The sequence below is a fragment of the Variovorax sp. MHTC-1 genome (genome assembly GCF_003984645.1).
In the GTDB taxonomy this organism is placed as follows: Bacteria; Pseudomonadota; Gammaproteobacteria; order Burkholderiales; family Burkholderiaceae_C; genus Variovorax.
Window position 1 is genome coordinate 37,731 of the sequence record NZ_RWKI01000001.1, and the last position, 25,978, is coordinate 63,708.

The 25,978-nt window shown below is 66.6% G+C and carries 25 protein-coding genes and 1 other RNA gene; 14 read left to right on the forward strand and 12 right to left on the reverse strand.

Annotation, left to right across the window (positions count from 1 at the left end; genetic code table 11):
• Positions 1-53 precede the first annotated feature (53 nt).
• Entirely contained in the window at positions 54-335 is a 282-nt protein-coding gene (locus tag EJI01_RS00155) for a hypothetical protein (protein WP_126835101.1), read from the forward strand.
• 27 nt (positions 336-362) lie between these two features.
• On the opposite strand, the gene ffs is transcribed toward EJI01_RS00155, so the two are convergent.
• Together ffs and EJI01_RS00165 are read right to left on the reverse strand one after the other, a co-directional pair.
• An RNA gene (gene ffs / locus EJI01_RS00160) (signal recognition particle sRNA small type) lies at positions 363-459 on the reverse strand.
• Positions 460-497: 38 nt separating this feature from the next.
• Complete coding sequence (locus tag EJI01_RS00165; RefSeq protein ID WP_185878769.1) at positions 498-1,616, reverse strand: M12 family metallopeptidase; 1,119 nt, start codon at positions 1,614-1,616, stop codon at positions 498-500.
• Between the two features lie 114 nt (positions 1,617-1,730).
• Here EJI01_RS00165 and dnaX point away from each other — a divergent pair, with 114 nt between their 5' ends.
• From dnaX to EJI01_RS00200, 7 genes are all read left to right on the forward strand, one after another.
• Entirely contained in the window at positions 1,731-3,536 is a 1,806-nt protein-coding gene (dnaX, locus tag EJI01_RS00170) for a DNA polymerase III subunit gamma/tau (protein WP_126835103.1), read from the forward strand.
• A 40-nt stretch (positions 3,537-3,576) separates the two neighbouring features.
• Positions 3,577-3,909 carry a YbaB/EbfC family nucleoid-associated protein gene (locus EJI01_RS00175; RefSeq protein ID WP_012747441.1) on the forward strand — a complete coding sequence of 111 codons (333 nt, stop codon included), beginning with the start codon at positions 3,577-3,579 and terminating at the stop codon, positions 3,907-3,909.
• A 127-nt stretch (positions 3,910-4,036) separates the two neighbouring features.
• Entirely contained in the window at positions 4,037-4,627 is a 591-nt protein-coding gene (gene recR / locus EJI01_RS00180) for a recombination mediator RecR (RefSeq protein WP_126835104.1), read from the forward strand.
• The gene (locus EJI01_RS00185; protein ID WP_126835105.1) at positions 4,627-5,019 is read left to right on the forward strand and encodes an MAPEG family protein; all 393 of its coding nucleotides are present in this window, start codon (positions 4,627-4,629) and stop codon (positions 5,017-5,019) included. The genes recR and EJI01_RS00185 overlap by 1 nt, the downstream gene beginning before the upstream one ends.
• 112 nt (positions 5,020-5,131) lie before the next feature.
• Positions 5,132-6,166, forward strand: coding sequence for an ABC transporter substrate-binding protein (locus EJI01_RS00190; protein WP_126835106.1), 1,035 nt, complete (start codon positions 5,132-5,134; stop codon positions 6,164-6,166).
• A gap of 50 nt (positions 6,167-6,216) precedes the next feature.
• On the forward strand, positions 6,217-7,032 hold the full coding sequence (locus EJI01_RS00195; protein WP_126835107.1) for an ABC transporter ATP-binding protein: 816 nt from the start codon (positions 6,217-6,219) through the stop codon (positions 7,030-7,032).
• Complete coding sequence (locus EJI01_RS00200; RefSeq protein WP_126835108.1) at positions 7,033-7,866, forward strand: ABC transporter permease; 834 nt, start codon at positions 7,033-7,035, stop codon at positions 7,864-7,866.
• A 3-nt stretch (positions 7,867-7,869) separates the two neighbouring features.
• Here EJI01_RS00200 and EJI01_RS00205 read toward each other — a convergent pair whose 3' ends face one another.
• Together EJI01_RS00205 and gloB are read right to left on the reverse strand one after the other, a co-directional pair.
• Entirely contained in the window at positions 7,870-9,456 is a 1,587-nt protein-coding gene (locus tag EJI01_RS00205) for a transglycosylase SLT domain-containing protein (RefSeq protein WP_126835109.1), read from the reverse strand.
• Positions 9,453-10,250 (reverse strand): hydroxyacylglutathione hydrolase, encoded by a 798-nt coding sequence (gloB, locus tag EJI01_RS00210; protein WP_126835110.1) that lies wholly within the window; start codon positions 10,248-10,250, stop codon positions 9,453-9,455. Before gloB ends, EJI01_RS00205 begins: the two co-directional genes overlap by 4 nt.
• On the opposite strand from gloB, the gene EJI01_RS00215 reads away from it, so the two are divergent.
• Together EJI01_RS00215 and rnhA are read left to right on the forward strand one after the other, a co-directional pair.
• The gene (locus EJI01_RS00215; RefSeq protein ID WP_260602251.1) at positions 10,249-11,037 is read left to right on the forward strand and encodes a class I SAM-dependent methyltransferase; all 789 of its coding nucleotides are present in this window, start codon (positions 10,249-10,251) and stop codon (positions 11,035-11,037) included. The genes gloB and EJI01_RS00215 overlap by 2 nt on opposite strands.
• Positions 11,034-11,483 carry a ribonuclease HI gene (gene rnhA, locus EJI01_RS00220; protein ID WP_126835111.1) on the forward strand — a complete coding sequence of 150 codons (450 nt, stop codon included), beginning with the start codon at positions 11,034-11,036 and terminating at the stop codon, positions 11,481-11,483. The genes EJI01_RS00215 and rnhA overlap by 4 nt, the downstream gene beginning before the upstream one ends.
• On the opposite strand, the gene EJI01_RS00225 is transcribed toward rnhA, so the two are convergent.
• The 6 genes from EJI01_RS00225 to EJI01_RS00250 form a co-directional block, all read right to left on the reverse strand.
• The gene (locus tag EJI01_RS00225) at positions 11,480-11,986 is read right to left on the reverse strand and encodes a Crp/Fnr family transcriptional regulator (protein ID WP_126835112.1); all 507 of its coding nucleotides are present in this window, start codon (positions 11,984-11,986) and stop codon (positions 11,480-11,482) included. The genes rnhA and EJI01_RS00225 overlap by 4 nt on opposite strands.
• 18 nt (positions 11,987-12,004) lie before the next feature.
• Entirely contained in the window at positions 12,005-13,318 is a 1,314-nt protein-coding gene (gene glp / locus EJI01_RS00230) for a gephyrin-like molybdotransferase Glp (RefSeq protein ID WP_126835113.1), read from the reverse strand.
• A complete protein-coding gene (gene mobA, locus EJI01_RS00235; RefSeq protein ID WP_126835114.1) occupies positions 13,315-13,959 on the reverse strand; it encodes a molybdenum cofactor guanylyltransferase MobA in 645 nt (214 codons plus the stop codon). Before mobA ends, glp begins: the two co-directional genes overlap by 4 nt.
• Positions 13,956-15,071 carry a GTP 3',8-cyclase MoaA gene (gene moaA, locus EJI01_RS00240; RefSeq protein ID WP_126835115.1) on the reverse strand — a complete coding sequence of 372 codons (1,116 nt, stop codon included), beginning with the start codon at positions 15,069-15,071 and terminating at the stop codon, positions 13,956-13,958. Before moaA ends, mobA begins: the two co-directional genes overlap by 4 nt.
• 47 nt (positions 15,072-15,118) lie before the next feature.
• Positions 15,119-16,405: a serine hydrolase domain-containing protein gene (locus tag EJI01_RS00245; RefSeq protein ID WP_126835116.1), complete on the reverse strand. Its 1,287-nt coding sequence runs from the start codon at positions 16,403-16,405 to the stop codon at positions 15,119-15,121.
• A gap of 72 nt (positions 16,406-16,477) precedes the next feature.
• Positions 16,478-17,239 (reverse strand): SDR family oxidoreductase, encoded by a 762-nt coding sequence (locus EJI01_RS00250; RefSeq protein ID WP_126835117.1) that lies wholly within the window; start codon positions 17,237-17,239, stop codon positions 16,478-16,480.
• Positions 17,240-17,373: 134 nt separating this feature from the next.
• On the opposite strand from EJI01_RS00250, the gene EJI01_RS00255 reads away from it, so the two are divergent.
• Positions 17,374-18,282, forward strand: coding sequence for a ZIP family metal transporter (locus EJI01_RS00255; RefSeq protein ID WP_126835118.1), 909 nt, complete (start codon positions 17,374-17,376; stop codon positions 18,280-18,282).
• A 7-nt stretch (positions 18,283-18,289) separates the two neighbouring features.
• On the opposite strand, the gene EJI01_RS00260 is transcribed toward EJI01_RS00255, so the two are convergent.
• Entirely contained in the window at positions 18,290-19,723 is a 1,434-nt protein-coding gene (locus tag EJI01_RS00260) for an aldehyde dehydrogenase family protein (protein ID WP_126835119.1), read from the reverse strand.
• A gap of 198 nt (positions 19,724-19,921) precedes the next feature.
• On the opposite strand from EJI01_RS00260, the gene EJI01_RS00265 reads away from it, so the two are divergent.
• The 3 genes from EJI01_RS00265 to EJI01_RS00275 all read left to right on the forward strand — a co-directional run bounded on the left by EJI01_RS00265 (position 19,922) and on the right by EJI01_RS00275 (position 25,348).
• A complete protein-coding gene (locus tag EJI01_RS00265) occupies positions 19,922-21,490 on the forward strand; it encodes a DUF4214 domain-containing protein (RefSeq protein ID WP_126835120.1) in 1,569 nt (522 codons plus the stop codon).
• A 130-nt stretch (positions 21,491-21,620) separates the two neighbouring features.
• Positions 21,621-23,924, forward strand: coding sequence for a peptidase domain-containing ABC transporter (locus tag EJI01_RS00270; RefSeq protein WP_185878770.1), 2,304 nt, complete (start codon positions 21,621-21,623; stop codon positions 23,922-23,924).
• A complete protein-coding gene (locus EJI01_RS00275; RefSeq protein WP_126835122.1) occupies positions 23,921-25,348 on the forward strand; it encodes an HlyD family type I secretion periplasmic adaptor subunit in 1,428 nt (475 codons plus the stop codon). Before EJI01_RS00270 ends, EJI01_RS00275 begins: the two co-directional genes overlap by 4 nt.
• A gap of 3 nt (positions 25,349-25,351) precedes the next feature.
• Here the strand turns inward: EJI01_RS00275 and EJI01_RS00280 are convergent, their stop codons facing one another.
• Positions 25,352-25,906 (reverse strand): peroxiredoxin, encoded by a 555-nt coding sequence (locus tag EJI01_RS00280; RefSeq protein WP_126835123.1) that lies wholly within the window; start codon positions 25,904-25,906, stop codon positions 25,352-25,354.
• Positions 25,907-25,978: the final 72 nt, after the last annotated feature.

Consider the following 25,978-nt stretch of genomic DNA (forward strand, 5'->3'; position numbering starts at 1 on the left):
TTGTTTGCAGGGCCGCGGACAATGCCACGCTCCTTGAGCCTGACAAAAAGAACATGTACCCGCAGGTCGACATCCAGAAGATCAGAGACAGATATTTCAACTACAGCGTGAGCATCGGCAAGTCCGACAAGCGTTATGCCCGGCAGGGCCTGCGGTCGATCGCAGAATGCCTGCACGATGCGGCGACCGCGCTGGGTCACCACTTCCCGATCGCGGCCCTCAGCTACGAGGGGCGCGCGCTGGGCTGCTATCACGTCGCGAACATGGAGCACAAGACGGTGGCGCTCGCCGACACGCTGCTTGCCAAGCTCGCACAGGCGGAAACCGTCACCTGAGGGCGATGCGGTTTCCTTGGATGTGAGGTTGACGAGCCTTACCCCCGGCACTGACTACGCAGTTAGGGCTGCTTGGTTCCCCACCTGACCCGGTTGGCCACTTCACCATGCGGGGAGGCCCGTCAACTGAGGATTGTAGGCCAGGCCCCTTACCCCCATGAATCACCAAACCATCAGCGAGGTCTCGAGCGCTGCATCGGCGTAGAAGAGTCGCACGCCGACCAGGTAGTGGCGGCTTTTTTGCAGGCGCATGCTGATGCGCGCATTGAGATCGGTGCCGCTGTCGTCGTTGCCTGCGATCTGCACGTTGCCGGCCGGCGTGACCTCGAACAGCACCAGCACCGTGTCGGAAGTGCCGAAGGTGCCGATGCTGTAGGTGCGCGTGCGCGCCGGGATGAATTCGAAGTTGCGGGTTTCGCCGGCCTTGAGCTTGAGCAGCTGCGACAGCCCGACCTTGAGCGTCGACATCGCCGGGGCCCTGACGCCGGGATAGGTCTCCACCACCCAGGCCTTGTCGGCGTAGGACAAGCCGCCCTTGGGCACGAGCCCGGCCTGGTATTGCGCAGGCGCATCGATGAGCCCAGGCTCGAATTGGTATTCCATGACCGAGTCCGGGTCCCAGGTCGTGCCCTTGACCTCGGCCTGCGGGATCTTGCGCAGGATGTTCCACTCGATCTGCGACTCTTCCCAGAAGTTCGGCGGCCCCTGGAAATAGTCGATCACCGCCTGCCGGTTCCAGGTGATGCCGGCATGGGGGTTCTGGTGCTCGTGCTCGAGGCCGAGGGTGTGGCCGATCTCATGCAGCGCCGTGTCCTGGCCGTAGGGCGTGGTGAGCGGCCAGCCGAAATTCATCGTGCGCTGCAGCGGGTCGCGAATGCCGAGCACGTCGCGCCCGACATAGGACCAGGAGCCGTCCTGCGCATCGAAGCCGATGCGCACGATCGCATCTTCCGCGGCCTCGACGCGCCGGAAGGCGATGCCGATGCCGAGCTTGGCCCAGGCCTCGAAGGATTCCTCGACCACACCCGCGTCCTCGTTGCTGCCCTGCCACGCGGCGGGCACCGCATCGCCGCGCTTGAAGCAGTAGTAGGTCAGCTGCGTGCCGTTCACCCATTTCTTGCTCGAAGCCAGGATGGCGGAGGCCCGCCCGGCAGAGACGTTGCTGTCGAACTGCCGCGGCGTCTGCATCGGCTGGGCGCAGTAGCGGCGCGCCCCGGCATCGCCGGACTGTGCTTTTCTGGCCGCGGCAATGCGCGCGGCCCTGTGGGTCGCAGTAGACATGTCGGTCTCCTCGAAAGGCCGTCCCATGCTATGCGCGGAACCGCGAAAATCTATAAGTAAAAAGGCCTATGTCGACTCAAAAGGGGGCCTGCGGCAGGCCCCTAAAATGCGTCGATGGCCTATCTCGTGCTCGCTCGCAAACACCGCCCCAAGACTTTCAGCGAGATGGTGGGCCAGGAGCATGTCGTTCAGGCGCTGGAAAACGCGCTGACCTCGCAGCGGCTGCACCACGCCTATTTATTCACCGGCACCCGCGGCGTCGGCAAGACCACCGTTTCGCGCATCCTGGCCAAGTCGCTCAACTGCCAGGGCCCGGACGGGCAGGGCGGCATCACCGCCACGCCGTGCGGCGTGTGCCAGGCCTGCAAGGACATCGACACCGGCCGCTTCGTCGACTACACCGAGCTCGATGCGGCCTCCAATCGCGGCGTCGACGAGGTCCAGGCCCTGCTGGAGCAGGCGGTCTACAAGCCGGTGCAGGGACGCTTCAAGGTTTTCATGATCGACGAAGTGCACATGCTCACCGGCCACGCGTTCAACGCGATGCTGAAGACGCTGGAGGAGCCGCCGGAGTACCTCAAGTTCGTGTTGGCGACCACCGATCCGCAGAAAGTGCCGGTCACCGTGCTGTCGCGCTGCCTGCAGTTCAACCTGCGACCGATGGCACCCGAAACCGTGCTCGAACATCTCACGCGCGTGCTGGAGGCCGAGACCGTGCCGGCCGAACCGCATGCGCTGCGGCTGATCGCGCGCGCTGCCCGCGGCTCGATGCGCGACGCGCTCTCGCTGACCGACCAGGCCATCGCCTTCGGCAACGGCGAACTGCTGGAAGCCGGCGTGCGCCAGATGCTCGGCAGTGTCGACCGCGGCCATGTGTTCCGCCTGATCGAGGCGTTGGCGCAGGGCGACGGCAAGACGGTGGTCGACACCGCCGAGGGCCTGCGCCGCGACGGCATGTCGGCCGCCTCCACCCTCGAAGAAATGACCGCCGTGCTGCAGGCCATGGCCGTGCTGCAGGCCGTCCCTTCGCGCGCGGAAAGCAACGATGCGACGGATCCCGACGCGGCAGAGACCGAGCGCCTGGCCGCATCGATGCCCGCTGACGAAACGCAGCTGCTCTACAGCCTCTGCCTGCACGGCCGCGGCGAACTGGGCCTGGCGCCCGACGAGTACGCTGCGCTCACGATGGTCTTGCTGCGCCTCCTGGCCTTCAAGCCCACCGGCGCGGTCGGCGCGGAAAAAAAAACTCTGAATGAAGCGGCGCGCGCCGCGGCGCCCGCGTCTCGCGCGCCGGCCGTCGAGGCGGCGCGCCCCGCGGTGGCTGCGGTCGTGGCGACCGCCGGCCCGGTCGCACCGCCCGGGCAGCGGCTGCCGGTGCGGGACGAGCCCTCGCTCGCTGCAACGGCTGCCTCAAGGCCGTCCGTCGCTGCCGATCCGGCACCCGCCGCGAACGTGATGGCCATGCAAGTGCGCGTGCAGCCGCCGCCCGGCGCGCGCGAAATGCCGCGCGAGAGCGAATCGACATCGATCGTGCCCAGCGAGGAGGGCGACTTCTGGCACGCCACCGTGACGCAGATGGTCGCGGCCGAGGCGATCACCGCGCTCGCGCGCGAACTCGCGCTGCAGTCGCAGCTGGTGGCGCGCGATGTCGACCAGTGGCTGCTGCGCGTCGAGCGCGAATCGCTCAACCAGACGAGCAGTCGGGAGAAGCTGCAGACCGCGCTCGCGGCACTGGGCCACGGCGTGAAAATCGCGATCGAGATCGGTGCCGTGGCCGACAGTCCCGCGCGCCGCAACAAGCAGGCGGCCGACGAGCGCCAGCGCGTGGCCGAGGAAGCGATCCGCAACGATCCCGAGATTCAGTCGATGATGCGCGACTGGGACGCGAGAATCGTCCCGGGTACGCTCAAGCCGGCCTGAATCTTTTCTTCTTTTTCTCCAACGATCGACAGGACCAACGATGTTCAACAAAGGACAACTGGCCGGCCTCATGAAGCAGGCGCAGGCAATGCAGGACAACCTCAAGAAGGCGCAGGAAGAACTGGCCACTATCGAGGTCGAGGGCGAGTCGGGAGCCGGGCTGGTGAAGGTCGTGATGACATGCAAGCACGATGTCAAGCGCATCACGATCGACCCGAGCCTGCTGGCCGACGACAAGGACATGCTCGAAGACCTGGTGGCCGCGGCCTTCAATGCCGCGGTGCGCAAGGCCGAGGAGACCAGCGAGCAGAAGATGGGCAAGCTCACGGCCGGCATGCCGGGCCTGCCCCCCGGCATGAAGCTGCCCTTCTGATGCTCTCCCCCAGGCTTGCCCGCTTCGTGTGGCCGCCAACCCCCTCACCGGGGGCAGCACCAGCGGCCCGGCAAAGCCGGTTCCGCGGTGTTCCTGAAACAGACATCGCGCACTGGAGCATATGAACGTGGCCGATTCCAGTTCGCTCGAGGCGCTGGTCGAAGCGTTGCGCCGCTTGCCTGGCATCGGCGCCAAGTCCGCTTCGCGCATGGCCTTCCACATGCTGCAGCACGACCGCGAGGGCACGCAACTGCTCGCGCGCGCCTTGCAGCAGGCGGCCACCCATGTGCGGCATTGCGAACGCTGCAACACCTTCACCGAGGCGCCGGTCTGCAGCGTATGCCTCGACACGCGTCGCGACGCAACCAAGCTGTGCGTGGTGGAGACGCCGGCCGACCAGGCCGCACTCGAGCGCACGGGTGCCTTCCGCGGCTACTACTTCGTGCTGATGGGCAAGCTCAGTCCGCTCGACGGCATCGGGCCGAAGGACATCGGCTTGGCGCGGCTGTTCGAGCGCGCGCTCGACGGCACGGTGAGCGAGGTGATCCTCGCCACCAACTTCACCGCCGAAGGTGAAGCCACCGCGCACGTGATCGGCGAAGAGCTCAGGCAACGCGGACTCACGGTGACGCGGCTCGCGCGCGGCGTGCCGGCCGGCAGCGAACTCGAGTACGTCGACCTCGGCACCATCGCCCACGCGCTGGTCGACCGCCGGTGATGAGCCTGCCTTCGCTCACGCTGGCCTACTGGTGCGTGCTGGTCGCGGTGGCCTTGCCTTACGCCGCCGCCTACATCGGCAAGATCGGCAGCTTCAGGTGGCGCGACAACCAGTCGCCGCGCGAATGGGCTGGGCGCCAGAACGGCTGGCGTGCGCGCGCCATGAGCGCGCAAGCCAACAGCTTCGAAGGGCTTCCCTTCTTCATCGGCGCCGTGATCATCGCCCACCAGCTCGGCGCTGCGCAGGCGCAGCTGGACCTGCTGGCCGCGGCCTACGTGCTGCTGCGCATCGCCTACATCGCGCTCTACATCAAGGGCATCGGCACGGCGCGCAGCGCCGTCTGGGCGCTCGCTTTCCTGGTCAACATCGCGATCGTTTTCGCCGGCCGTTAGTGGTCTTCGTGCTTACGTGAAAACCCGCACGGGATGTTCCCGATGCAGGCGCAGGGGGGCACCCCTAAGCTCGATTCGATTCAAAAGAAACGAAAAGGCCGCGGGTCACTTCATGCTCAATCGCCGAACTTTCACCGCCGCTGCCACGCTGGGTGCTGCCTCCATCGCGACGCCGCTGATCCAGGCGCAGGCCAAGCTGGAAAAGTCGAAGATCTCCATCGCCGTCGGCGGCAAGGCTGCCTTCTACTACCTCCCGCTCACCATCTCCGAACAGCTCGGCTATTTCAAGGCCGAAGGCCTCGATATCGAGATCTCCGACTTCGCCGGCGGTGCGCGTGCGTTGCAAGCGGTGGTGGGCGGTTCGGCCGATGTGTGCTCGGGTGCCTACGAGCACACCATCAACCTGCAGGCCAAGAACCAGTTTTTCCAGTCCTTCGTGCTGCAGGGGCGAGCGCCGCAGATCGCGATCGGCGTGTCGACCAAGAACATGGCGAACTACAAGGCGATCGCCGATCTCAGGGGCAAGAAGATCGGCGTCTCCGCGCCGGGCTCGTCTACCAACATGGTGGCCAACCTCGTGCTGTCGCGCGGCGGCCTGAAGGCCAGCGACGTGAGCTTCATCGGCGTTGGCGTCGCGGCCGGCGCGCTGACGGCGCTGCGCTCGGGCCAGATCGACGCCATCAGCAACACCGACCCGGTGATGACGATGCTCGAGCAGAAGGGCGACGTGAAGATCATCAGCGACACGCGCACGCTCAAGGGGACGCAGGAGGTCTTCGGCGGACCGATGCCGGCGGGCTGCCTCTATGCGCCGACGGAATTCATCCAGAAGCATCCCAACACCTGCCAGGCGCTCGCCAATGCGATCGTGCATGGCCTCAAGTGGCTGCAGACCGCGGGACCGGGCGACATCATCAAGACCGTGCCCGAGACCTACCTGCTCGGCGATCGCGCGCTGTACCTGGCGTCATTCGACAAGGTACGCGAGGCAATCGCCACCGACGGCCTGATACCGGCGGAGGGTCCGAAGACCGCGCTCGGCGCCATCGCCAGCTTCGACCCGATGGTAAAGGCCGACAAGATCGACCTCGCCAAGACATACACCAACGATTTTGCGCGGCGCGCGAAGGACAGGTTCAAAGCCTGACTCGAACGTTCTGCAACCCGGCTTCGGCCGGGTTTTTTTGTTTCCATCCCATGTCCAGTTACGCGCTCGAACTTCTCGATATCAGCTGCACCTTTCGCTCGAAGGACGCGCAGGGCCAGCGTTACACCGCCGTCGCCGGCACCACGCTGCGCGTGCGCGAGGGCGAGTTCGTCTCTGTGGTCGGGCCCACGGGCTGCGGCAAGTCGACGCTGCTCAACGTCGGCGCGGGCCTGCTCGAACCCTCCTCGGGCACGATCAAGGTGTTCGGGCAGCCCTTGACGGGCACCAATGCGCGGGCGGGCTACATGTTCCAGACCGAAGCTCTCATGCCGTGGCGCAGCACGCTCGCCAACGTGATGGTGGGTCTGCAGTACCGCGGTGTGCCCGATGGCGAGGCGAGGGCGCAGGCCGAGCAATGGCTCACGCGGGTCGGTCTCACCGGCTTCGGCGACCGCTATCCGCACCAGCTTTCCGGCGGCATGCGCAAGCGCACGGCGCTCGCGCAGGTGCTGGCGCTGGATCCCGACATCATCCTGATGGACGAGCCCTTCAGTGCGCTCGACGTGCAGACCCGGCAGCTGATGGAGAACGAGGTGCTCGAGCTTTGGGCCGCAAAGAAGAAAGCAGTGCTTTTCATTACGCACGACCTCGACGAAGCGATCGCGATGAGCGACCGCGTGGTGGTGCTGTCGGCCGGGCCGGCCACGCACCCGATCGGCGAGTTCGCGATCGATCTACCGCGCCCGCGCGACGTGGCCGAGGTGCGCACGCATCCGCGCTTCGTCGAACTGCACACGCAGATCTGGAACGTGCTGCGCGACGAGGTGCTCAAGGGCTACGCACAGCAACTCGGGAAGGCGGCCTGAATGAGCCTCAGGCCCCATGAAGGCAACGCGCGCTTCTGGCAGATCGCGCTGCTGGTCGTGCTGCTGCTGCTGTGGCACCTGCTGTCGCGCGACCAGCAGTTCGCCTTCTTTCTCGGCGAACCGATCAAGGTCGCGGGCCGGGTGTGGAGCTGGTTCCTGCCTTTCGCCGTACCGCCGAACCTGCTGTTTCCCGAAGGCCTGCCGGGCAATGCCGACATCTACCGGCACCTGGGCACCACGCTGCTCGAGACGGTGCTGGCTTTCGGCATCGGCACGCTGCTCGGCCTGGCGTGCGGGCTCTGGCTGGCGCTGGCGCCGACTGCGAGCCTGATCCTCGACCCCTACATCAAGGCCGCCAACTCCATGCCGCGCGTGATCCTGGCGCCGATCTTCGCGCTGTGGTTCGGCCTCGGCATCTGGAGCAAGGTGGCGCTGGCGGTCACGCTGGTGTTCTTCATCGTGTTCTTCAACGTCTACCAGGGCGTGCGCGAAGTGAGCCCCGTGGTGCTGGCCAATGCGCGCATGCTCGGCGCCAACCAGCGGCAGCTGTTGCGCACCGTCTACCTGCCGAGTGCGACCAGCTGGGTGTTCTCGAGCCTGCACACCTCGGTGGGGCTGGCTTTCGTCGGCGCGGTGGTGGGCGAGTATCTGGGTTCGGCGCGCGGCGTGGGCTACCTGATCCTGCAGGCCGAGGGCACCTTCGACGTCAACACGGTCTTCGCCGGCATCGTGGTGCTGACGGCCTTTGCGTTGGCGCTCGACGGTATCGTCGGCATCATCGAGAAGCGCCTGATGAAATGGCAGCCGCGCAGCGGCGAGACCGAGAAGCTCTGACTCTCAGCGCTTCTTCTTCTTAGCAGGCGTGCCGCCGCGCTTCTCGCGCACGACCTTGGACGCCTTCGCTGCGGGCGCGGCCTTGCCGGCACTGGTCTTGACCACGCCGCCGCCGCGCTTGCTGGTCACGATCACGGTGCTGGAGCGAGCGCCGCGGCCCACGCGTTGGGCAGCCGCGGCCTTCACCGGCAGGTAGACCACGACCCGGACGCCGCGCTGGAAGGCGTGGCTGGTCTTCACGTCGTTCCATTCGGCGACGCTGGCGGCGCTGAGGCGGTAGCGGCGCGCGATGCTCGCGACGCTGTCGTTGCGGCCGGCCTTCACGAGCGTGCGGCGCGTGACCATCTCGGGCTGGAAGCTCAGGTGGCCGGTGTCGGCGACCGCCGCATCGACGTCTTCCTGCACGCGCGCGCCGCGCGGCACGATCAGCGTGGAGCCGGCCTTGATGAGCATGCGCGGCGGCACGCTGTTGATGGCGCGCAGGTCGGACTCGCTCATGCCGGCGCGCTGGGCGGCGTCGGCCACGGTCATCGTCGAGGGCACGGTCCAGGCGGTCCAGCTTGCGTACTGCCCCTGGGTGTAGGCCTCGAAGTTGCGCTGGAACACGGCGGCGTTGTCCCAGGGCAGCAGGATCTCGGGCGTGCCCGCGGCCAGCAGCACCGGTTTGTGCGCGGACGGATTGAGCGCGCGGAAGTCCTCGATCTTCACGTCGGCCAGCTTGGCCGCCAGCGCCACATCGAGGTCGCGCTTGAGCGTCACGGTCTGGAAATAGGGGTGATTGGCGATCAGCGGCAGGTCGGCGTTGAAGCGCTCGGGATTGGCGACGATGTTCTTGACCGCCTGCAGCTTCGGCACGTAGTACCGCGTCTCGGCCGGCATCGAAAGATCGGTGTACCCGGTGGGCAGGCCGGCGCGCTTGTTCTTGGCGATCGCTCGGCCGACGCTGCCTTCGCCCCAGTTGTAGGCGGCGAGCGCGAGGTGCCAGTCGCCGAACATGCCGTAGAGCTTCTGCAGGTAGTCGAGCGCCGCGCGGGTGGAGGCGACCACGTCGCGCCGGTCGTCGCGGAAGATGTTCTGCTTGAGATCGAAGTCGGTGCCGGTGGCGGGCATGAACTGCCACATGCCCGCGGCCTTGGCGCTGGAGATCGCTTGCGGGTTGAACGCGCTTTCGATGTAGGGCAGCAGCGCGAGCTCGGTCGGCATGTCGCGGCGCTCCAGCTCTTCGACGATGTGGAAGATGTAGCGGCTCGAGCGCTCGGTCATGCGCTGCATGTAGTCGGGCCGGCTCGCATACCACTGCTCGCGGTCGGTGACGAGATCGCTTTGCAGGTTCGGCATCTTGAAGCCGCGGCGGATGCGTTCCCACATGTCGGCCGGCGGCGCGAGCGTGACGACGGAACGCGATCTGGTGTCGCTCGAGGTGATGGGCGTGAGCGGTCCGCCGGGATAGACCGGCGCCGCTGCAGCGGTGCTGGAAGCGGTGGGTGAGGTCGTGGGAGCGGAAGAGGGGGGACTCGTGCCGGTGGTGGTGCTCGCGCAGCCTGCAAGGAACAGGGAGCCTGCGAGGCAGGCAGCAACGATAAATTTCATCGGAAGTCGTTTTTCCATTGGCGCAGTGCGGCGAACACTTCGGCTTCCGCGGCTTGCGCGGAGAGGCCGGCGTGCGCGTGGACCGCTCGGAGGACAGTGGCTTCGCGGCTGCGAAGAAAGGGATTGATACTGCGCTCGATGGCTAGCTGCGAGGGCAGCGTAGGTTCACCGCGCGCGCGCAATGCTTCGCAATGCGCGGTGTACTGAGTCAGATCGGCGTTGCCGGGTTCCACGGTCTGCGCGAATCGAAGGTTGGCAAGTGTGTATTCGTGGCCGCAGCACACGCGGGTATCGCCGGGCAGCGCGGCCAACGCGTCGAGCGAGGCCAGCATCTGCGCGGGCGTGCCCTCGAACAGGCGTCCGCAGCCGGCGGAGAACAGCGTATCGCCACAGAAGAGCAGCGGCGCGAATTCGCCGGCCGCGGCGTTGCGCGCATCGGCCGGCAGGAAGAAAGCGATGTGGCCCGCGGTATGGCCCGGGATGTCGATGACCTCGAAGCGCAGGCCCAGCACTTCGGCGTGGTCGCCCTGCGCGAGCCGCGTGAAGGGCGCCGGAACCGACTCGCGCGCCGGACCGAAGACCTGTGCGCCGGTGGCGGCGTGCAGCGCAGCGACGCCGCCTGTGTGATCGGGGTGGTGGTGCGTGACTAGAATCGCGGCCAGCTGCAGATTGCCGCGTTCCAGTGCTTCGAACACCGGCGCGGCCTCCCCCGGGTCCACCACGATCGCGTTGCGACCGTTCTGCAGCATCCAGATGTAGTTGTCGGCAAAGGCGGGCAGCGGAACGAGGGTCATGAGCGGTCAAATTATAGGTTTGCATGATTGGTTCGATACCCCCCCCGGCCGCTATCTGCTGGCCTGGGAGCAGGCCCAGTTCGACCTGGCGGTGGCCGATGTCTTCGGATATCACGCGCTGCAGCTGGGGTTGGCCGAGGTCGACGGGCTGCGCACCAACCGCATGCCGCATCGCTGGCAGGCGTTGGACGATCCCTCGCTGGCGGCGAAGAGCGCGCTGGTCACCGACTTCACGGCGCTGCCCTTTTCGGCCAACAGCCTCGACCTGGTCCTGCTGCCGCATGCGCTCGAACTCAGCAACGACCCCCATGCGACGCTGCGCGAGGTCGAGCGCGTGCTGGTGCCGGAAGGCCGCGTCGTCATCTGCGGTCTCAATCCGGCCAGCCTCTGGGGAATGCGGCAGCGCCGCGCACATCTTTACCGGCGACTGGGCTTCGGCGAGCTGTTCCTGCCCGAGTCCGGCGACTTCATCGGCTACCGGCGCATGCGCGACTGGCTGCGCTTGCTGAGCTTCGAAGTCGAGTCGGGGAATTTCGGCATCTACCGGCCGGCGGTGCGCAGCGAGGCCTGGCTGGAGCGCTGCCGCTGGTTCGATACCGCCGGCGAGCGTTGGTGGCCGATCTTCGGCGCGGTCTATTTTCTGGTCGCGGTCAAGCGGGTGCGCGGCATGCGGCTCTTGAGCGCCGAATGGCGGCGCGCGGCCCAGCGCGCGAGCGCGCCGGTGCCGATCGCGGGCAAGGTGCACCGCGATGCGGTCACCGATCACAACGAGGAAGTCTTTTTTTGAACGAAGTACAGATCTACACCGACGGCGCCTGCAAGGGCAATCCTGGCCCGGGCGGCTGGGGTGCATGGCTGAAGTCGGGTGCCACCGAGAAGGAACTCTTCGGCGGCGAGCTCAACACCACCAACAACCGCATGGAACTTCAGGCCGTGATCGAAGGCCTGCGCGCGCTCAAGCGCCCCTGCAAGGTCGTGCTCTACCTCGACAGCCAGTACGTGCGCATGGGCATCACCGAATGGATCCGCGGCTGGAAGGCGAAGGGCTGGCGCACTTCGACCAAGCAGCCGGTGAAGAACGTCGAACTCTGGCAGGAGCTCGACAAGCTGGTAGCGGAGGGAGGCCACCAGATCGAGTGGCGCTGGGTCAAGGGGCACTCGGGCGATGTCGGCAACGAACGTGCGGACATGCTGGCGAACAAGGGCGTGGAGCGGGCGCTCGGGCGGCTTTAGCGAAGAGGACCCGGCAGCGTGTGGAGGTGCTCGGGCGCATCCAGCGGCTCCCCCATCCGTGCCCGGAACAGGATCTCGTCGGTCGCACGCAAGCGGCGGCTGATCTCGCGACCGATGTTCATTTGGATCAACGCGAACTGCTCGGCGTCGTGCTCGAACAGGCGCAGCAGGTTGTCTGGCGTGATGCGGATGGCGCTGCAGTCCTCGTCGGCGCGCACCGAGGCGCTGCGCGGGAACAGATCGAGCAGCGCCATCTCGCCGAAGCAGTCGCCCTGGCCGAGGCGGCGCAGCAGCAGCTGACGGCCCCGCCAGCTTTTCGATATCGTCACACGGCCGCTTTCGAGCACGTACATGCCGTCGGCCATATCGCCTTCGCGGCAAAAGAAGTCGCCGCCCGCGACCCGCACCACCGGCGCCGGCTCCAGCAGGAATTCGATGGCCTCTGCGGCGATGGCGCCGAAGATCGGCATCTGCTGCATCAATTCGATTCGCGCTGCGAGCATGCGCATCTCCGGTTGGGCCTAGACGACCCCGTCGAACATCATCACGTCGACCGCGTCACCCGCGGCCACGCTGCCCTGCTCGTGGTGCAGCACCACGAGGCCGTTGGCCTCGACCATCGAGCTGAGCACGCCGGAGCCCTGGTTGCCGGCGATGCGGACCTCGGGCAGCGATCCCGGCACCGCCTCTACCCGGCCGCGCTGGTACTCGGTGCGCCCCGGCTTCTTGCGGATCGCGGCCACGCTCCTGGCGCGCAGCATGGGCGGCGGCGCGCAGCCGGCGGCGTGGCAGCCCATCATTCGAAGCAGAGCCGGGCGCACGAAGGCGAGAAAGGTGACCATCACGGCCACTGGATTGCCCGGCAGGCCGAACAGCACGGCCGTGCCCTCGGCTTCGCTTTGCTTGGGGATGAGTCCGACCGCCATCGGACGGCCGGGCCGCATCGCGACGCGCCAGAAGGCCATGTCGCCCTGCTGCTGCATCACGGCGCGCGTGTGATCGGCTTCGCCGACGCTGACGCCGCCGCTGGTGATGATCGCGTCGGCCTCGCGGGCGGCGCGGCGCAGCGTGTCGGCCAGTGCCGCGGGATCGTCGCGCACAAGGCCCAGGTCGATCACTTCGCAGCCGAGCCGCGTGAGCAGGCCGAACACGGTGTAGCGGTTGCTGTCGTAGACCGCGCCTTCACGCGGCAGCTCGCCGAGGCTGAGGATTTCGTCGCCGGTGGAGAAGTAGGCGACGCGCAGGCGCCGCAGTACCGGCACCATCGGCAATCCGAGGCTCGCGACCATGCCCAGCGCAGCGGGCGAGAGGCGCTCGCCGCGTTGCAGTGCGGCCTTGCCCTGCATCAGGTCCTCGCCGGCCAGGCGGCGGTTGTCGCCGCGGCGCAGCACCTTGGCCGGGAAGCGGACCTGCTCGCCTTCGACAAAACAGAATTCCTGCGGTATCACGGTGTCGAGGCCGGCGGGCATCATGGCGCCGGTCATGATCTTGACGGCGTCGCCCGCGCCGAGCGTGCCGCGCCAGGCGGCGCCGGCCAGCGCCGTGCCCACCACGTGCAGGCTCACCGAGGCATCGCTCGAGGGGTCGGCGGGAAGCAGCGCGCCGTCGAAGGCGAAGCCGTCCATCGCCGAGTTGTCGTGCGGCGGCACGCTGACGGGCGAGATGATGTCCTCGGCCAGCACCCGGCCAAGCGCGTCGCGCAGTGCGATGCGCTCGCTTTGCGTGACGACGGCTGGTCCGGCGAGACGCGCCAGGAAGGCCTGCACGGCGTCGACGCCCAGGGCCTTGGGGTCGTAGCCGGCCAGGGCGGCGGCGATCTCGGCGATGCGGCTCATCGTCTTTCGAGCGCGTGCAGCTCGGTCAGGGTGTTGGCGTTGAAGAACGCATCGGGCGCGTCGCCGGGCCGGTCGAAGGGCACCAGCACCGTGCGGTGCTGCGCGGTCCACTTGTCAATCTTGCGGCCGCCGTCCTGGGTGAAGCGGACCAGGCTTTCGAGCAGCGTGGCGCGCAGCAGGCAGAACACGGGCTGCGGACGCAGCGCCGAAGCACCATCGGCCTCGGCCGCGAGTTCAGGCGCGCTCACCATGGCGATCTCGGCATCGTCTGCCAGCAAGGCCTCGCCCAGGCGGCTTGCCAGGTCGAGCGGGAACAGCGGCGTGTCGCAGGGCACGGTGAGCAGGTAGGGCGTTTCGCAGCGCTCCAACCCGGTCAGGAAACCGGCCAGCGGCCCGGCGTAGTCCGCCAGGCCGTCGGGCCAGACCGGTGCGCCGAAGGATTCGTAGGCCGACAGGTTGCGGTTGGCATTGACCATCAGCTCGCCGACCTGCATGCCGAGACGCATCAGCGCATGCATCGCGAGCGGCGTGCCGTTGAAGCTCTGCAGGCCCTTGTCGATGCCGCCCATGCGGGAGCCGCGCCCGCCGGCGAGCACGAGGCCGGTGATCTCGCTGGCCGCGATGGAAGTAGGAGTGCTCATCCGCCGATGTAGCTCATCTCGACGCGGCGCGGCGCGGCCGCATCCATGTCGGGGCCGCGCAATGCACGCAGTTCGGAATAGCGGTCGCTGCGCCCCTGCCAGATGTGGCCGATGGCGGAGGTGATCTGCGCATCGTCGGCATCGCCGCGCAGGAGCGGGCGCAGATCGTGCCCGCTGCTGGCGAACAGGCACAGGTAGAGCTTGCCTTCTGTCGACAGGCGCGCGCGGCTGCAGTCGTGGCAGAAGGCCTGCGTCACGCTGCTGATGACGCCGATCTCGCCGCCGCCGTCGCGGTAGGCCCAGCGCTGCGCGGTTTCGCCCGGCGCGCTGGCTTCGAGCGGCGCGAGCGGGAATTCTTCGGCGATGCGCGCCACCACCTCGGCCGAGGGCAGCACCTCGTCCATGCGCCAGCCGTTGGTGGCGCCGACATCCATGTATTCGATGAAGCGCAGCACCACGCCGGTGCCGCGGAAGCGGCGCGCCATCGGCAGGATCTCCTGCTCGTTGGTGCCGCGCTTGACCACCATGTTGACCTTGATCGGGCCGAGGCCGGCGGCGTGGGCCGCATCGATGCCTGCGAGAACCTGGGCCACCGGAAAGTCGACGTCGTTCATGCTGCGAAACACCGCGTCGTCGAGGCCGTCGAGGCTCACGGTCACGCGATTGAGGCCGGCGGCTTTCAGCGCTTCGGCCTTGCGCGCCAGCAGCGAACCGTTGGTGGTCAGCGTGAGGTCCAGCGGCGCGCCCTGCGGGGTGCGAATGGCGGCCAGTTGCTCGACGAGCACCTCCAGGTTCTTGCGCAGCAGCGGCTCGCCGCCGGTAAGCCGGATCTTGTGCACGCCATGCGTTGCAAAGATGCGCGCCAGCCGCGTGATCTCCTCGAAGCTCAAGAGGGCGCTGTGGGGCAGGTACTGGTAGTCCTTGTCGAATACTTCCTTCGGCATGCAATAGCTGCAGCGGAAGTTGCAGCGGTCGGTGACGCTGATGCGCAGGTCGGTGAGCGGACGCGAAAGCCGGTCGAGCAGCACGCCGGTGGCCGGCACGGCGCGCTCCGGTGCCGCCACGCGGCGGGCGCGGCCGATCTCGGAAACGGGGACGACATGCTTCTTCATGGGGAAGGGCAATTTAACGCATAGGCCGGCCGGTTGCCGTTCCAGGGCTACTTGACCACGGCGGCGTAGATCATGTTGCGCAGCAGGCTGCGGTAGTGCACGCGGTGCTTGGGCGACTGCAGCATGAGCACCACGAACATCTGGTTCTCGGGGTCCACCCACATGTAGGTGCCGCCGGCGCCGCCCCAGTTGAACTCGCCGGCGGCAGCCGGGTAGGGCGCTTCGCCGTCGCTGCGGCGCACCGCAAAGCCCAGGCCGAAGCCGTAGCCGGGGCCCGGCAGGTAGAGCGGCCCGGGCGCGATGCCGGCGCCGCCGTTGGCGTGGTCAGACACCATGAAGCCCAGCGTGCGTGAGCCGAGGTAGCGCTTGCCGTCGAGCGTGCCGCCGTTCAGCAGCATCTGTAGGAAGCGCGCGTAGTCGGCGGCGGTCGACACCATGCCGCCGCCGCCCGATTCGGCTTTCTGCACGATGCGCGGGTCGCTGAACTCGGCGCCGACGCCGAAGCTGCGGTCGTTCGCCAGCGGCTCGGCGATGCGCTGCTGGCGCTGTGCATCGCTCACGTAAAAGCTGGTGTCCTTCATGCCGAGCGGGTCGAGCAGGCGCGCTTTCTCGAACTGGTAGAGCGACTGGCCCGACACCACCTCGACCACGCGGCCGAGGATGTCGGTCGAGTAGCTGTAGTCCCAGGTGGTGCCGGGCTGGTAGGCCAGCGGCAGCTTGGCCAGGCGTTGCGAGAACTCGGCGTTGCTCGGATCGCCGGCATGCAGGTTGGCTGCGTTGTAGGCCTCCTTCACCAGCCCCGTGCCGAAGAAGCCGTAGGTGAGGCCCGAGGTGTGACGCATCAGGTCGTGCACCCTGATCGGCCGGCGTGCCGGCACGGTATCGAGCACCGGCTTGCTGTCGCTGCCCGGCTTCTCGACGCCGACCGTCATGTTGGCGTACTCGGGCAGGTACATCGAGACCGGGTCGTCCAGCTTCATGCGCCCGTCTTCGATCAGCATCATCGCTGCGACCGTGGTGATGGGCTTGCTCATCGAGTAGATGCGGAAGATGCCGTCGCGCGGCATCGGCGTGCCGGTGGCCGGGTCGAGGCGGCCGACGGCCTCGAACCAGGCAACCTTGCCGCCGCGTGCCACGAGGAGCACGGCGCCGGGGATCTTGCCGGCGGTCACATCGGCCTTCAGCACGTCGGTGATCATCTGCAGCCGCTCGGTGGACAGCCCGACGCGCTCGGGCGTGGTGGTCGGCAGCGACTGCGCGGCGGCCAGCAGCGGCCCCGCGAAGAAGAGGCCGGCCGCGATGTGGCACAGGTATCGCCTGAATGGCTTCGTCATTCTTGTCTCCTCGTTGTGGATGGGATTCGTTCGTGCGGTCTGCGCCGCCTTCGCCTCCCCGGCACCGCAGCCCTACACGCAGCGCGCGCCGTCGACCTCGATACAGACGCCGCTGATGAAGGACGCCTCGTCGCTGGCCAGGTAGAGCGCCGCATTGGCCACGTCGAGCGCGGTCGAGAAGCGGCCGAGCGGGATGGTGGCGCGGAATTTCGCCTTGCGCTCTTCGGTGATCGGCCCGCCGGCGAACTCGGCGGCCAGGCCGGTGTCGGGATTGAACACCGGGTTGATGCAATTCACGCGAATGTTGTCGGGGCCGAATTCGGCGGCGAGCGACTTGCTGGTGGTGATGACCGCGCCCTTCGAGCCGTTGTACCAGGTGAGGCCCGGGCGCGGACGCACGCCGGCGGTGGAGGCGATGTTGATGAAGGAACCGCCGCCATTGGCGCGGAATGCCGGCACGGCGTGCACGGTCGACAGGTAGATGCTCTTCACGTTGACCGCGTAGCAGCGGTCGAACTCGTCCTCGCTCACTTCGAGCGCCGGACGGTTGCGGTGCGTCCAGCCGGCGTTGTTGACCATCACGTCGAGCTTGCCGTGGCGCTGGACCGCGGCCTCGACCAGCGCCTTGACTTCGGCCGATCGGGTGACGTCGGCGGCGAAGAAGGAGGCCCGGCCGCCGGCGCGCAGGATGGCTTCGACCACTTGTTCGCCGAGCGCGACGTTGATGTCGTTGACGATGACCTGCGCGCCCTCGGCCGCCAGCCGCCTTGCGATGCCTTCGCCGATGCCGCCGCCGGCGCCGGTCACGATGATGGATTTGTCCTTGACGCGCATTCGTTGTCTCCGGGTTTGTCTATGAGGAACGCGCAAGTGTAGGCAGCTCTTCTCCTCGCTCGCCGCCGGTGCCCTATCGCCGGGATTGAAATTGCTGAAGCACGGATCAAATGAGAATTCCTATCATTTGAGCCATGAACAACAACAGCTCATCCTTCATCGGCGCGGCCAAACGTCCCGGCCTGCCATTGCGGCAGTTCGTCGGCATCGCGATCGTGCTGGCCGGCGTGCTGGTGCTGGGCGCGCAGCTCTGGCAGTCCGTGGCCAGCCGGCCGGTGGTTCTGCAGGCCTTGACCGGTGGTTCGGTGGCTGCGCTCGCGACCGCGCTGGGCACGCTCCCCATCCTGTTCTCGCAGCGCCTGTCGGAGCGCGCGCAGGACACGCTGTTCGGCTTCGGCGCCGGGGTGATGCTGGCGGCCAGCGCCTTCTCGCTGATCATTCCCGGCATTGCTGCCGCGCGCGCCACAGGTGTGGACGCGTGGGGCGCCGGCGGCATCGTTGGCAGCGCGATCCTGCTCGGCGCGCTCGCGCTGCTGGTGCTGGACCGCGTGCTGCCGCACGAGCATTTCATCAAGGGCGTGGAGGGGCGCAACGCACAGGTGCTCCGTCGCACTTGGCTGTTCGTGTTCGCGATCGCGCTGCACAACCTCCCCGAAGGCTTGGCCATCGGCGTTGGCTTCGCGGGCGGAGATGCGCTGCGCGGCAGCGCGCTGGCAACCGGCATCGCGATCCAGGACGTGCCCGAGGGCCTGGTGGTTGCCGTGGCGCTGCTGGCTGCGGGCTACCGGCGGGCTTTTGCGGTCGGGCTCGGCATGGCGTCCGGCCTGGTCGAACCCTTGGGCGCGGTGCTTGGCGCTGCGATCGTGAGCGGATCGGCCGCCTTGCTGCCCTGGGGCCTGGGCTTTGCCGCCGGCGCGATGCTGTTCGTGATCAGCCACGAGATCATCCCCGAGTCCCACCGCAAGGGCCACGAGGCCTTCGCGACGGGTGGGCTGATGGTGGGCTTCGTGCTGATGATGCTGCTGGATACCGCGCTGGCTTAGACCCCGGTCAACCGTGCTTCACGGCCACCGTCTTCAATGTGGTGAACCCGTAGAGCGCCTCGAACCCCTTCTCGCGGCCATAGCCCGAGGACTTGACGCCGCCGAAGGGCAGCTCCACACCCCCGCCGGCGCCATAGTTGTTGATGAACACCTGGCCGCTCTTCACGCGTTTGGCCATGCGGAACTGGCGCGCGCCGTTCTCGGTCCAGATGCCGGCGACCAGGCCGAACTGCGTGGCATTGGCGAGCGCCACAGCCTCGTCCTCGTCGCTGAACACCATCGCGGCCAGCACCGGGCCGAAGACTTCTTCCTGCGCCAGGCGGTGACCGACCGGCACATCCCGCAGCAGGGTCGGCGCCTGGTAGAAGCCGGTTTCCGGCGCCTCGTCGACCACCACGCCCTGCGCGACCATCGGAATACCGGCATGTTGGGCATCGGACAGAAAGTCCCAGACGCGCTGCTGCTGCGTTTGGCGGATCAGCGGGCCGACGTCGAGGTCCATCGCGGCGGGGCCGACGCGCAGCGCCTCGAAGGCGCGGCCGAGCCGCTCGAGCAGCGGCTCGTAGATCTCGCGCTCGATCAGCACGCGCGAACCGGCCGAGCAGGTCTGGCCGGCGTTCTGCACGATGGCGTTGATCAGCACCGGAATGGCGGCGCCCAGGTCGGCGTCGGCAAAGATGATCTGCGGGCTCTTGCCGCCGAGTTCGAGCGTGACCGGGCAGTGGCGTTCGGCCGCGACCTGCTGGATCAGCGTGCCCACCTTGGGGCTGCCGGTGAAGCTGATGTGGTCGATGCCCTCGTGGCGCGCCAGCGCGTCGCCGACCTCGTGGCCGTAGCCGGTCACGATGTTGATCGCTCCGGGCGGGAAGCCGACCTCTGACGCGAGTTGCGCGACGCGGATCAGCGACAGGCAGGCGTCTTCCGAGGGCTTGACCACGCAGACGTTGCCCGCGGCCAGCGCGCCGCCTACGCTGCGGCCGAAGATCTGCATCGGGTAGTTCCACGGAATGATGTGGCCGGTGACGCCGTGCGGCTCCCGCCAGGTGAAGACGCTGTAACCCTCCTGGTAGGGGATGGTCTCGCCGTGCAGCTTGTCGCAGGCGCCGGCATAGAACTCGAAATAGCGCACCAGCGCCAGCGCATCCGCGCGCGCCTGCTTGACCGGCTTGCCGCAGTCGCGCTGCTCGATGAGTGCCAGTTCGTCGGCGTGAGCGGCGATCTTCTGGGAGAGCAGGTAGAGCAACCGGCCGCGATCGGCCGCGCTCTTCTTGTGCCAGTGGGTTTCGAAGCAATGGCGCGCCGCGCGCACGGCGGCATCGATGTCGGCCGCGTTGCCGCGCTGCAGTTCGTCGAAGGGCTGCCCGTCGGAAGGGTCGATCACCGGCAGGGTGCGGCCGGAGGAGGAGGGGACGCTGGTGTTGGCGATGTAGTTGTGCTGCATGGAAGGGATTGTGGCCCGACGGGCTGCTGCGTAAATCCTGTGGGCGGTGTGCAAAAGTGCCGCGTCAATGGTCCTTCTGGACAAATCGACCGCGCGTACACGACGTTACACTCTGCCGGTTTCGGCGCTGTGGATGTGCCCGGACCCGCGGCGCTCGTGAGCGTCGGCAATAAATCCAATACTTCAGCAGGAGGAACGATGGCGACTATCAATGGCACCACGGGGGACGATTTCCTGACGGGAACATCGGCGGGTGACACCATCAATGGGCTCGAGGGCCACGACAACATCGCTGGTTTCGACGGGAACGACATCATCCGCGGCGGTGCCGGCGATGACTTCCTATTCGGCGGCTCGGGCAACGACATGATCTTCAGCGACGCCGGCGCCGACTTCATCTGGGGAGACGCTGGTTCCGACAGCATCTTCGGAAACGGAAGCTCGGACGTCTGGGTTTTCTATTCCCAGGATCCTATGGGCGTGAACGTGAATCTTCGACGGGGCACAGCCATTGACGGATGGGGCGGCCTGGACACGTTGTCCCAGATCTACTCCGTCAGCGGATCGAATTTCAATGACACGATGGACGCCACCGGGGCCACTTGGAATGTCAGTTTCATGGGCAACGGAGGTGATGACAGCATCGACGGCGGCTGGGGCCACGACGTCTTGTTCGGCGCCGATGGGAACGACACGCTGAACGGAGGCGACGGGATTTCCGGAATCTCCGACAGCACTTGGGGAACAGCCTATCGCCTTTACCGCGCAACCCTGAACCGCGACCCCGATGTGAAGGGTTTTGAAAGCTGGGCCTATGCACTAGGTCACGGCATGTCCGCGGAATCAGCCGCTTCGCAATTCATTGGCTCGCCCGAATTTCAGGCCACCTACGGCGGGCTCGACAATACCCAGTTCGTCACGCTCCTGTACAGCAACGTCCTGGGTCGCGCACCCGATGCGACTGGATTGTCGAGCTGGGTCCATGCGCTCAATTCGGGCGTTTCCCGTGCCAGCGTGGTCGTTGGCTTCTCCGATTCGACCGAGTTCAAGAACAATACCGCCCTGGAGGCGGATGCCTACGTGACCTCGCAAGTCAGCAATGAGCACCAGGGTCAGATTTACAGGCTCTACCAGGCAACGTTGGATCGAAACCCCGATTCGACAGGCTTTCTCAATTGGATGAATGCCCTGGACGCCGGCGCGCAATCGCTCGGTTCAGTGGCCAAAGGATTCGTTGAATCCGCCGAATTCAAGGCGACCTATGGCTCGTTGAACAACGAGCAGTTCGTCACGCTGCTGTACAACAATGTCTTGAATCGAGCACCCGACGCAGGCGGCTTGTCGAACTGGGTGAACGCCTTGAACCATGGCATGAGTCGAGCCGACGTGGTTGTGGGGTTCTCCGATTCCGCGGAGTTCCGTTCCACAAGCTCATTCGGGTTCAAGAACTATATGACCAACAGCTTCGGCAGCTGGGGCGATTGGCTCGAGGGCGGTGCCGGCAACGATGTCATGATCGGCGGCCGGGGCTCAGACGCCTTCTCTTTCCGCAACAGCGACGCTGGTGGCAGCAACGATGTTTACGGCCTGGAGAACATCGACCGGCTCTGGTTCAGCGGGTACGGCTACGGCAGCGCTTCAGATGCGATGTCGCATATGGCCCAGGACGGGCACAACGTGGTGTTCTCCGACGCCGGACAGAGCATCACTTTCCACAACGTCACGTTGTCGCAGGTCGCACAGACAAGCATCTTCGTGACCACGTAGACGCATTGGGCGCTTCGCCTGCACCGAGCGGCCGCAAGATGCGCGGCCATCGCTCGTGGTGCTCGATTCGCCGCGGAACCTTGGCTCCATGGTGAACGATCACGTTGCTTCTTTTCCTGCGCGGATTGCCTTGTCCGCGCTGGAGCCCATCGCGGCGCACTTTTCGCTAGGGCTGACCCCCCGAGCCATCGGCCAGTCGCTCGGGTGGCAGCCGGCGACTGCGGTCACCGTCCAGGACATCCGATGGGCTGCCCAGTCGCTCGGCCTCAAGACCAGGAGGGTGGAACTTCGGCGTCGTGCTGCCGGGCGCTGGTTCGGACGCGCGGATGCTGCCTCGGGCGCGTTGGTTCCTGTTCCGAGCTTGGTGCTCGGCCCAGACGGAAAAGTCGCAACCATCGTTGCGCGTCGTTTCCCCGGCACTGCGAATCGGGCGGCTGAGCCTTCGGTCGATCCGGGCGACCCGGCCTCGCGTCAGCCCGAAGCGACGGAGGAGTTCCTGCTGTGGGAGCCAGGGAGTGCGAAATTCCGCTGGCTGGGATTTGCAGAACTGGTTGTCGAGTTCGGTCGTGATGGCGTTGCCGAGGCGCTGGCCTTCCATCAGCCGCTGCGTCTCACCACCAAACCCGGCAGCCCGCCCCCCCGTTTCGACCTGGGCTGGTTCGTTCCGCTGCTATGGCGCTACCGCAAACCATTGGGCCAGGTGCTGCTCGGCGCCTTCCTGCTCCAACTGGTCGCACTCACGACGCCCTTGTTCAGCCAGGTCATCATCGACAAGGTACTGATGCACAAGAGCCTTTCGACCTTGCACGTGCTGGGCATCGGCATGGCGGGGCTCATCGTGTTCGAGGCGGTGACCGGCGTGCTGCGCGGCTACATGCTCGCGCACACCTCGGCTCGGCTCGACGCGGGCTTGTCCAGCGATCTGATCAGGCACGTCCTGAGCCTGCCCCTGCGCTATTTCGAACAGCGCCAAGCCGGCGACACGCTGGCGCGCACTCGCGAACTCGAGAGCATTCGCGGATTCTTCACCGGCAGCGCGCTCACCACGCTGCTGGACGGGTTGTTCATCGGCATCTTCATTGCCGTGATGCTGCTGTACAGCATCAAGCTGACCATCGTGGCCCTGGTTGGGCTGCCCCTGCTCGCGTTGATCAGCCTCATCGCGCAGCCGATCTTCGAGCGTGCCTTGAAGGCCAAGTTCGATCGCGGCGCGGAGGCCGGCAGCTTTCTCGTCGAGAGCATTCACGGAATCCATACCGTCAAGAGCTTGGCGCTTGGTGCCATCTGGCAACGCAAGTGGGATCTGCTGGCGGCCCGGCAGGTCACGGCCGGCTTCGACGTCCAGAAGTTCGGCAACGCGGCGCAAAGCGTGTCGCAGGCAGTGCAGCGCGCCATCACGCTTGCGGTCTTGTGGGTCGGGACGACCTTGGTGATGAAGAACGAACTCTCCGTCGGCGGCTTGATCGCCTTCCAGATGCTGTCGGGCCAAGTGCTGCAGCCGGTCGCCCGCTTGGTCGGCCTGTGGCAGAACTTTCAGCAGGTCAAGCTCTCCGTGGACCGCTTGGGCGACCTGATGAACGCGCGTGCCGAGTCCATCGGCATCGAAACGCAGGCTATGCCGTTGCTGCGCGGCCGGATCGAACTCCAATCCGTGCATTTCCGCTACCTGCCCGAGACGCCGCTGGTCTTGCGTGACCTGAGCCTCACCTTGGAGCCTGGCGAGGTGGTGGGCATCGTCGGCAGATCGGGCTGCGGAAAGTCCACCCTCACACGGCTGATCCAGCGGCTGTATGCCGTCGAATCGGGCCGCGTGCTCGTCGATGGGCAGGACATCGCCCACGGCGACCCGCAAAGTCTGCGTCGCCAGATCGGGGTGGTGCTGCAGGACAGCTTTCTGTTCAGCGGAACCGTGGCGGAGAACATTGCTATCGCCCAGCCCGGCATGCCGCTGGAGCGCATCGTCAACGCAGCCCGGCAGGCGGGCGCCCACGATTTCATCGCCGGACTGCCGCAGGGCTACGACACCCAGGTGGGCGAACGTGGCGCGATGTTGTCCGGGGGGCAGCGGCAGCGCATCGCGATCGCGCGTGCGTTGATCGGCGATCCCCGAATCCTGCTGCTGGACGAGGCAACCAGCGCGCTCGATGTCGAGAGCGAACTGGCCATTCACGCCAACATGTCGCACATCTGCCGCGGGCGCACAGTCATCATGATCGCCCATCGTCTTTCCACCTTGCGCGCCTGCCATCGGATCGTCGTGCTCGACCGTGGTTGCGTCGTGGAGGAGGGCGCCATGCAGGATCTGCTCGCGCAGGACGGCCCCTTTGCCAAGATGTGGGCCATGCAGCAGCAGGATGCGCTGCATCGGCAACCCCATCTGCATTCGCTGCTCCCCGGGGCGGAGCGCGCGCTGCCCGCGGAGGTTGCCCGATGAGCATGATGCTGAACGCAAAGGAAAGAAGCTTTCACTCGCCGGCGCTCGCCATCGTCGAGACACCGGCCGCGCCGCTGGCCAGCGGCCTGCTGTGGGCGTTGGCGGCGCTGCTGTTGGGCGCGATCGGCTGGGCCTGCATCGGCGAGATCGAGATCGTCGCGACGGCGCCGGGCCGTCTGATTCCCGATGGTCGCGTGAAAGTGCTGCAAACCATCGAGCCGGCTCTGGTTCGGGCCATTCATGTGCGCGAAGGACAAAGAGTGCAGGAAGGGGATCTTCTGATCGAACTCGATCCCACGATGTCGCAAGCCGATCTCGCCAGCAGCCAGCAGCGGCTGCAGCAGAACCAGCAGCAGATGGCGCGGCTCACTGTGGAACTGAAGGGGCAGCGATTGCCGCCGGAGTTCGGCAGCGATGCCCCGGCGAAGGCCCTTCTCCCGGCGCTGACGCCAAGCCAGTTGGCGACGATCCAGGCGCGGGAGGCTGCGTACGAGGCCAAACTGGCCGAGGCTCGGGCGTCCGTCGACGAGAAGACGAAAGCCATCACCTCTGCAGAGGCAACGCACACCAAGCTGCGAATCAACTTCGATCTTGCCAATCGGCGCTACCAGCAGAGCCTGGCCCTGGTCAAGGAAGGCTTTTTCAGCGAAGCCGAGCGGCTCAAGCAGCAGCAGGAGGTGGTCAGCCTGGAACACGACCTGGCGGCGCAGACCCAGACGCTCGCGCAACTGCGCGCCGGCCTCCAGGAGGCGCGCTTCCGCCAGACGGCGGTGGAGCAGGAGCGCAAGGTCCAGATACTCGCCGAGGTCGAGCAGGCCAGCAAGGAAGGCGCGGCTCTCCAGGCCGAATTCGCGAAGGCGCAGCAACTCAATGCCTTGAAGACCCTGCGCGCGCCGGTTGCGGGGGTCGTCCAAAGCATCGGCGTGACGACTCTGGGTAGCGCTGTGGCGGCCAATCAGCCCTTGCTGACCATCGTCCCCGAGAACACCCCATTGGTCGCCGAAGTGCTCTTGAGCAACAACGACATCGGCTACGTCAGGATCGGCCAGCCGGTCGAAGTCAAGCTCGACAGTTTTCCGTTCACCCAGTATGGGGCGGTGCCGGGGACAATCAAGTGGATCAGTGCCGACGCTGAATTCCAGAATCCGCAGGCGCTCGACAGGCAAAGCACTTCGAGCCGGCCGGGCTCCGGCAGCCAGGTGCTGGGCCCCGACAGCTCCGACAGCCGCGCCGGCGGCCTGACGTACCGCGTTCAGATCGCCTTGCCTGCGAATAGCGACAGCATTGTCGTCAAGGGCCGGCCGCCGACCTTGCAATCCGGAATGAGCTTGCAGGCGGACATTCAAACCGACAGGCGCAAGCTGATCCAGCTGCTGCTGAATCCACTCGAAAAAGGCTGGACTGAGGGCGTCAGGGTTCGCTGAGTCTCACTTCGATGCCTGGACCCTTGGCAGCGCCTTCACGGCATTGAGCATACGCTCCACGTGCTTGTCGGGATTGAGGTTCTGGTAGTAGTAGGCCACCGTGCCGTTCGGCGCGATCACGTAGGAAAGCCGGTTGGCGAAATCCGGCCGCGTCTGCATCAGCGCATCGAAACCCTGGATCACTGTCTTGGACTGATCGGAGGCGACGGGGAATTTGCTTTGGCACTGTTTGACCGAGAAGTCCTTCAGCGTGTCGACGTCATCGGCCGAGACGCCGATCACCGTGGCGCCCGCCGCTTCGAACTGGCTCATGGCTTCCGCGAAGGCGTGGGCCTCGATGTTGCAGTCGTGGGTACCGGCCGCTGGAAAGAAATACACGACCACCGGCCCCTTGGCCAGCGCGTCGGCCAGCGAGTAGCGAAAGGTCTTGCCGCCCAGCGCCGCCGTGGCCGTGAACTTCGGCACCGGGTCGCCGATGTCGAGCGCGGCGTAGACGGGAGAAAGAGCAAGGCTTGCGAGCGCAAGGGCGACGATACGCGCGAGAATCCGACGGGTCATGATGTAACTCCGGGAGGGGGCATCGCGAATTCTAGAACCCGGGCGCATTGCGCGCAGAGGTGAAACCGGCAG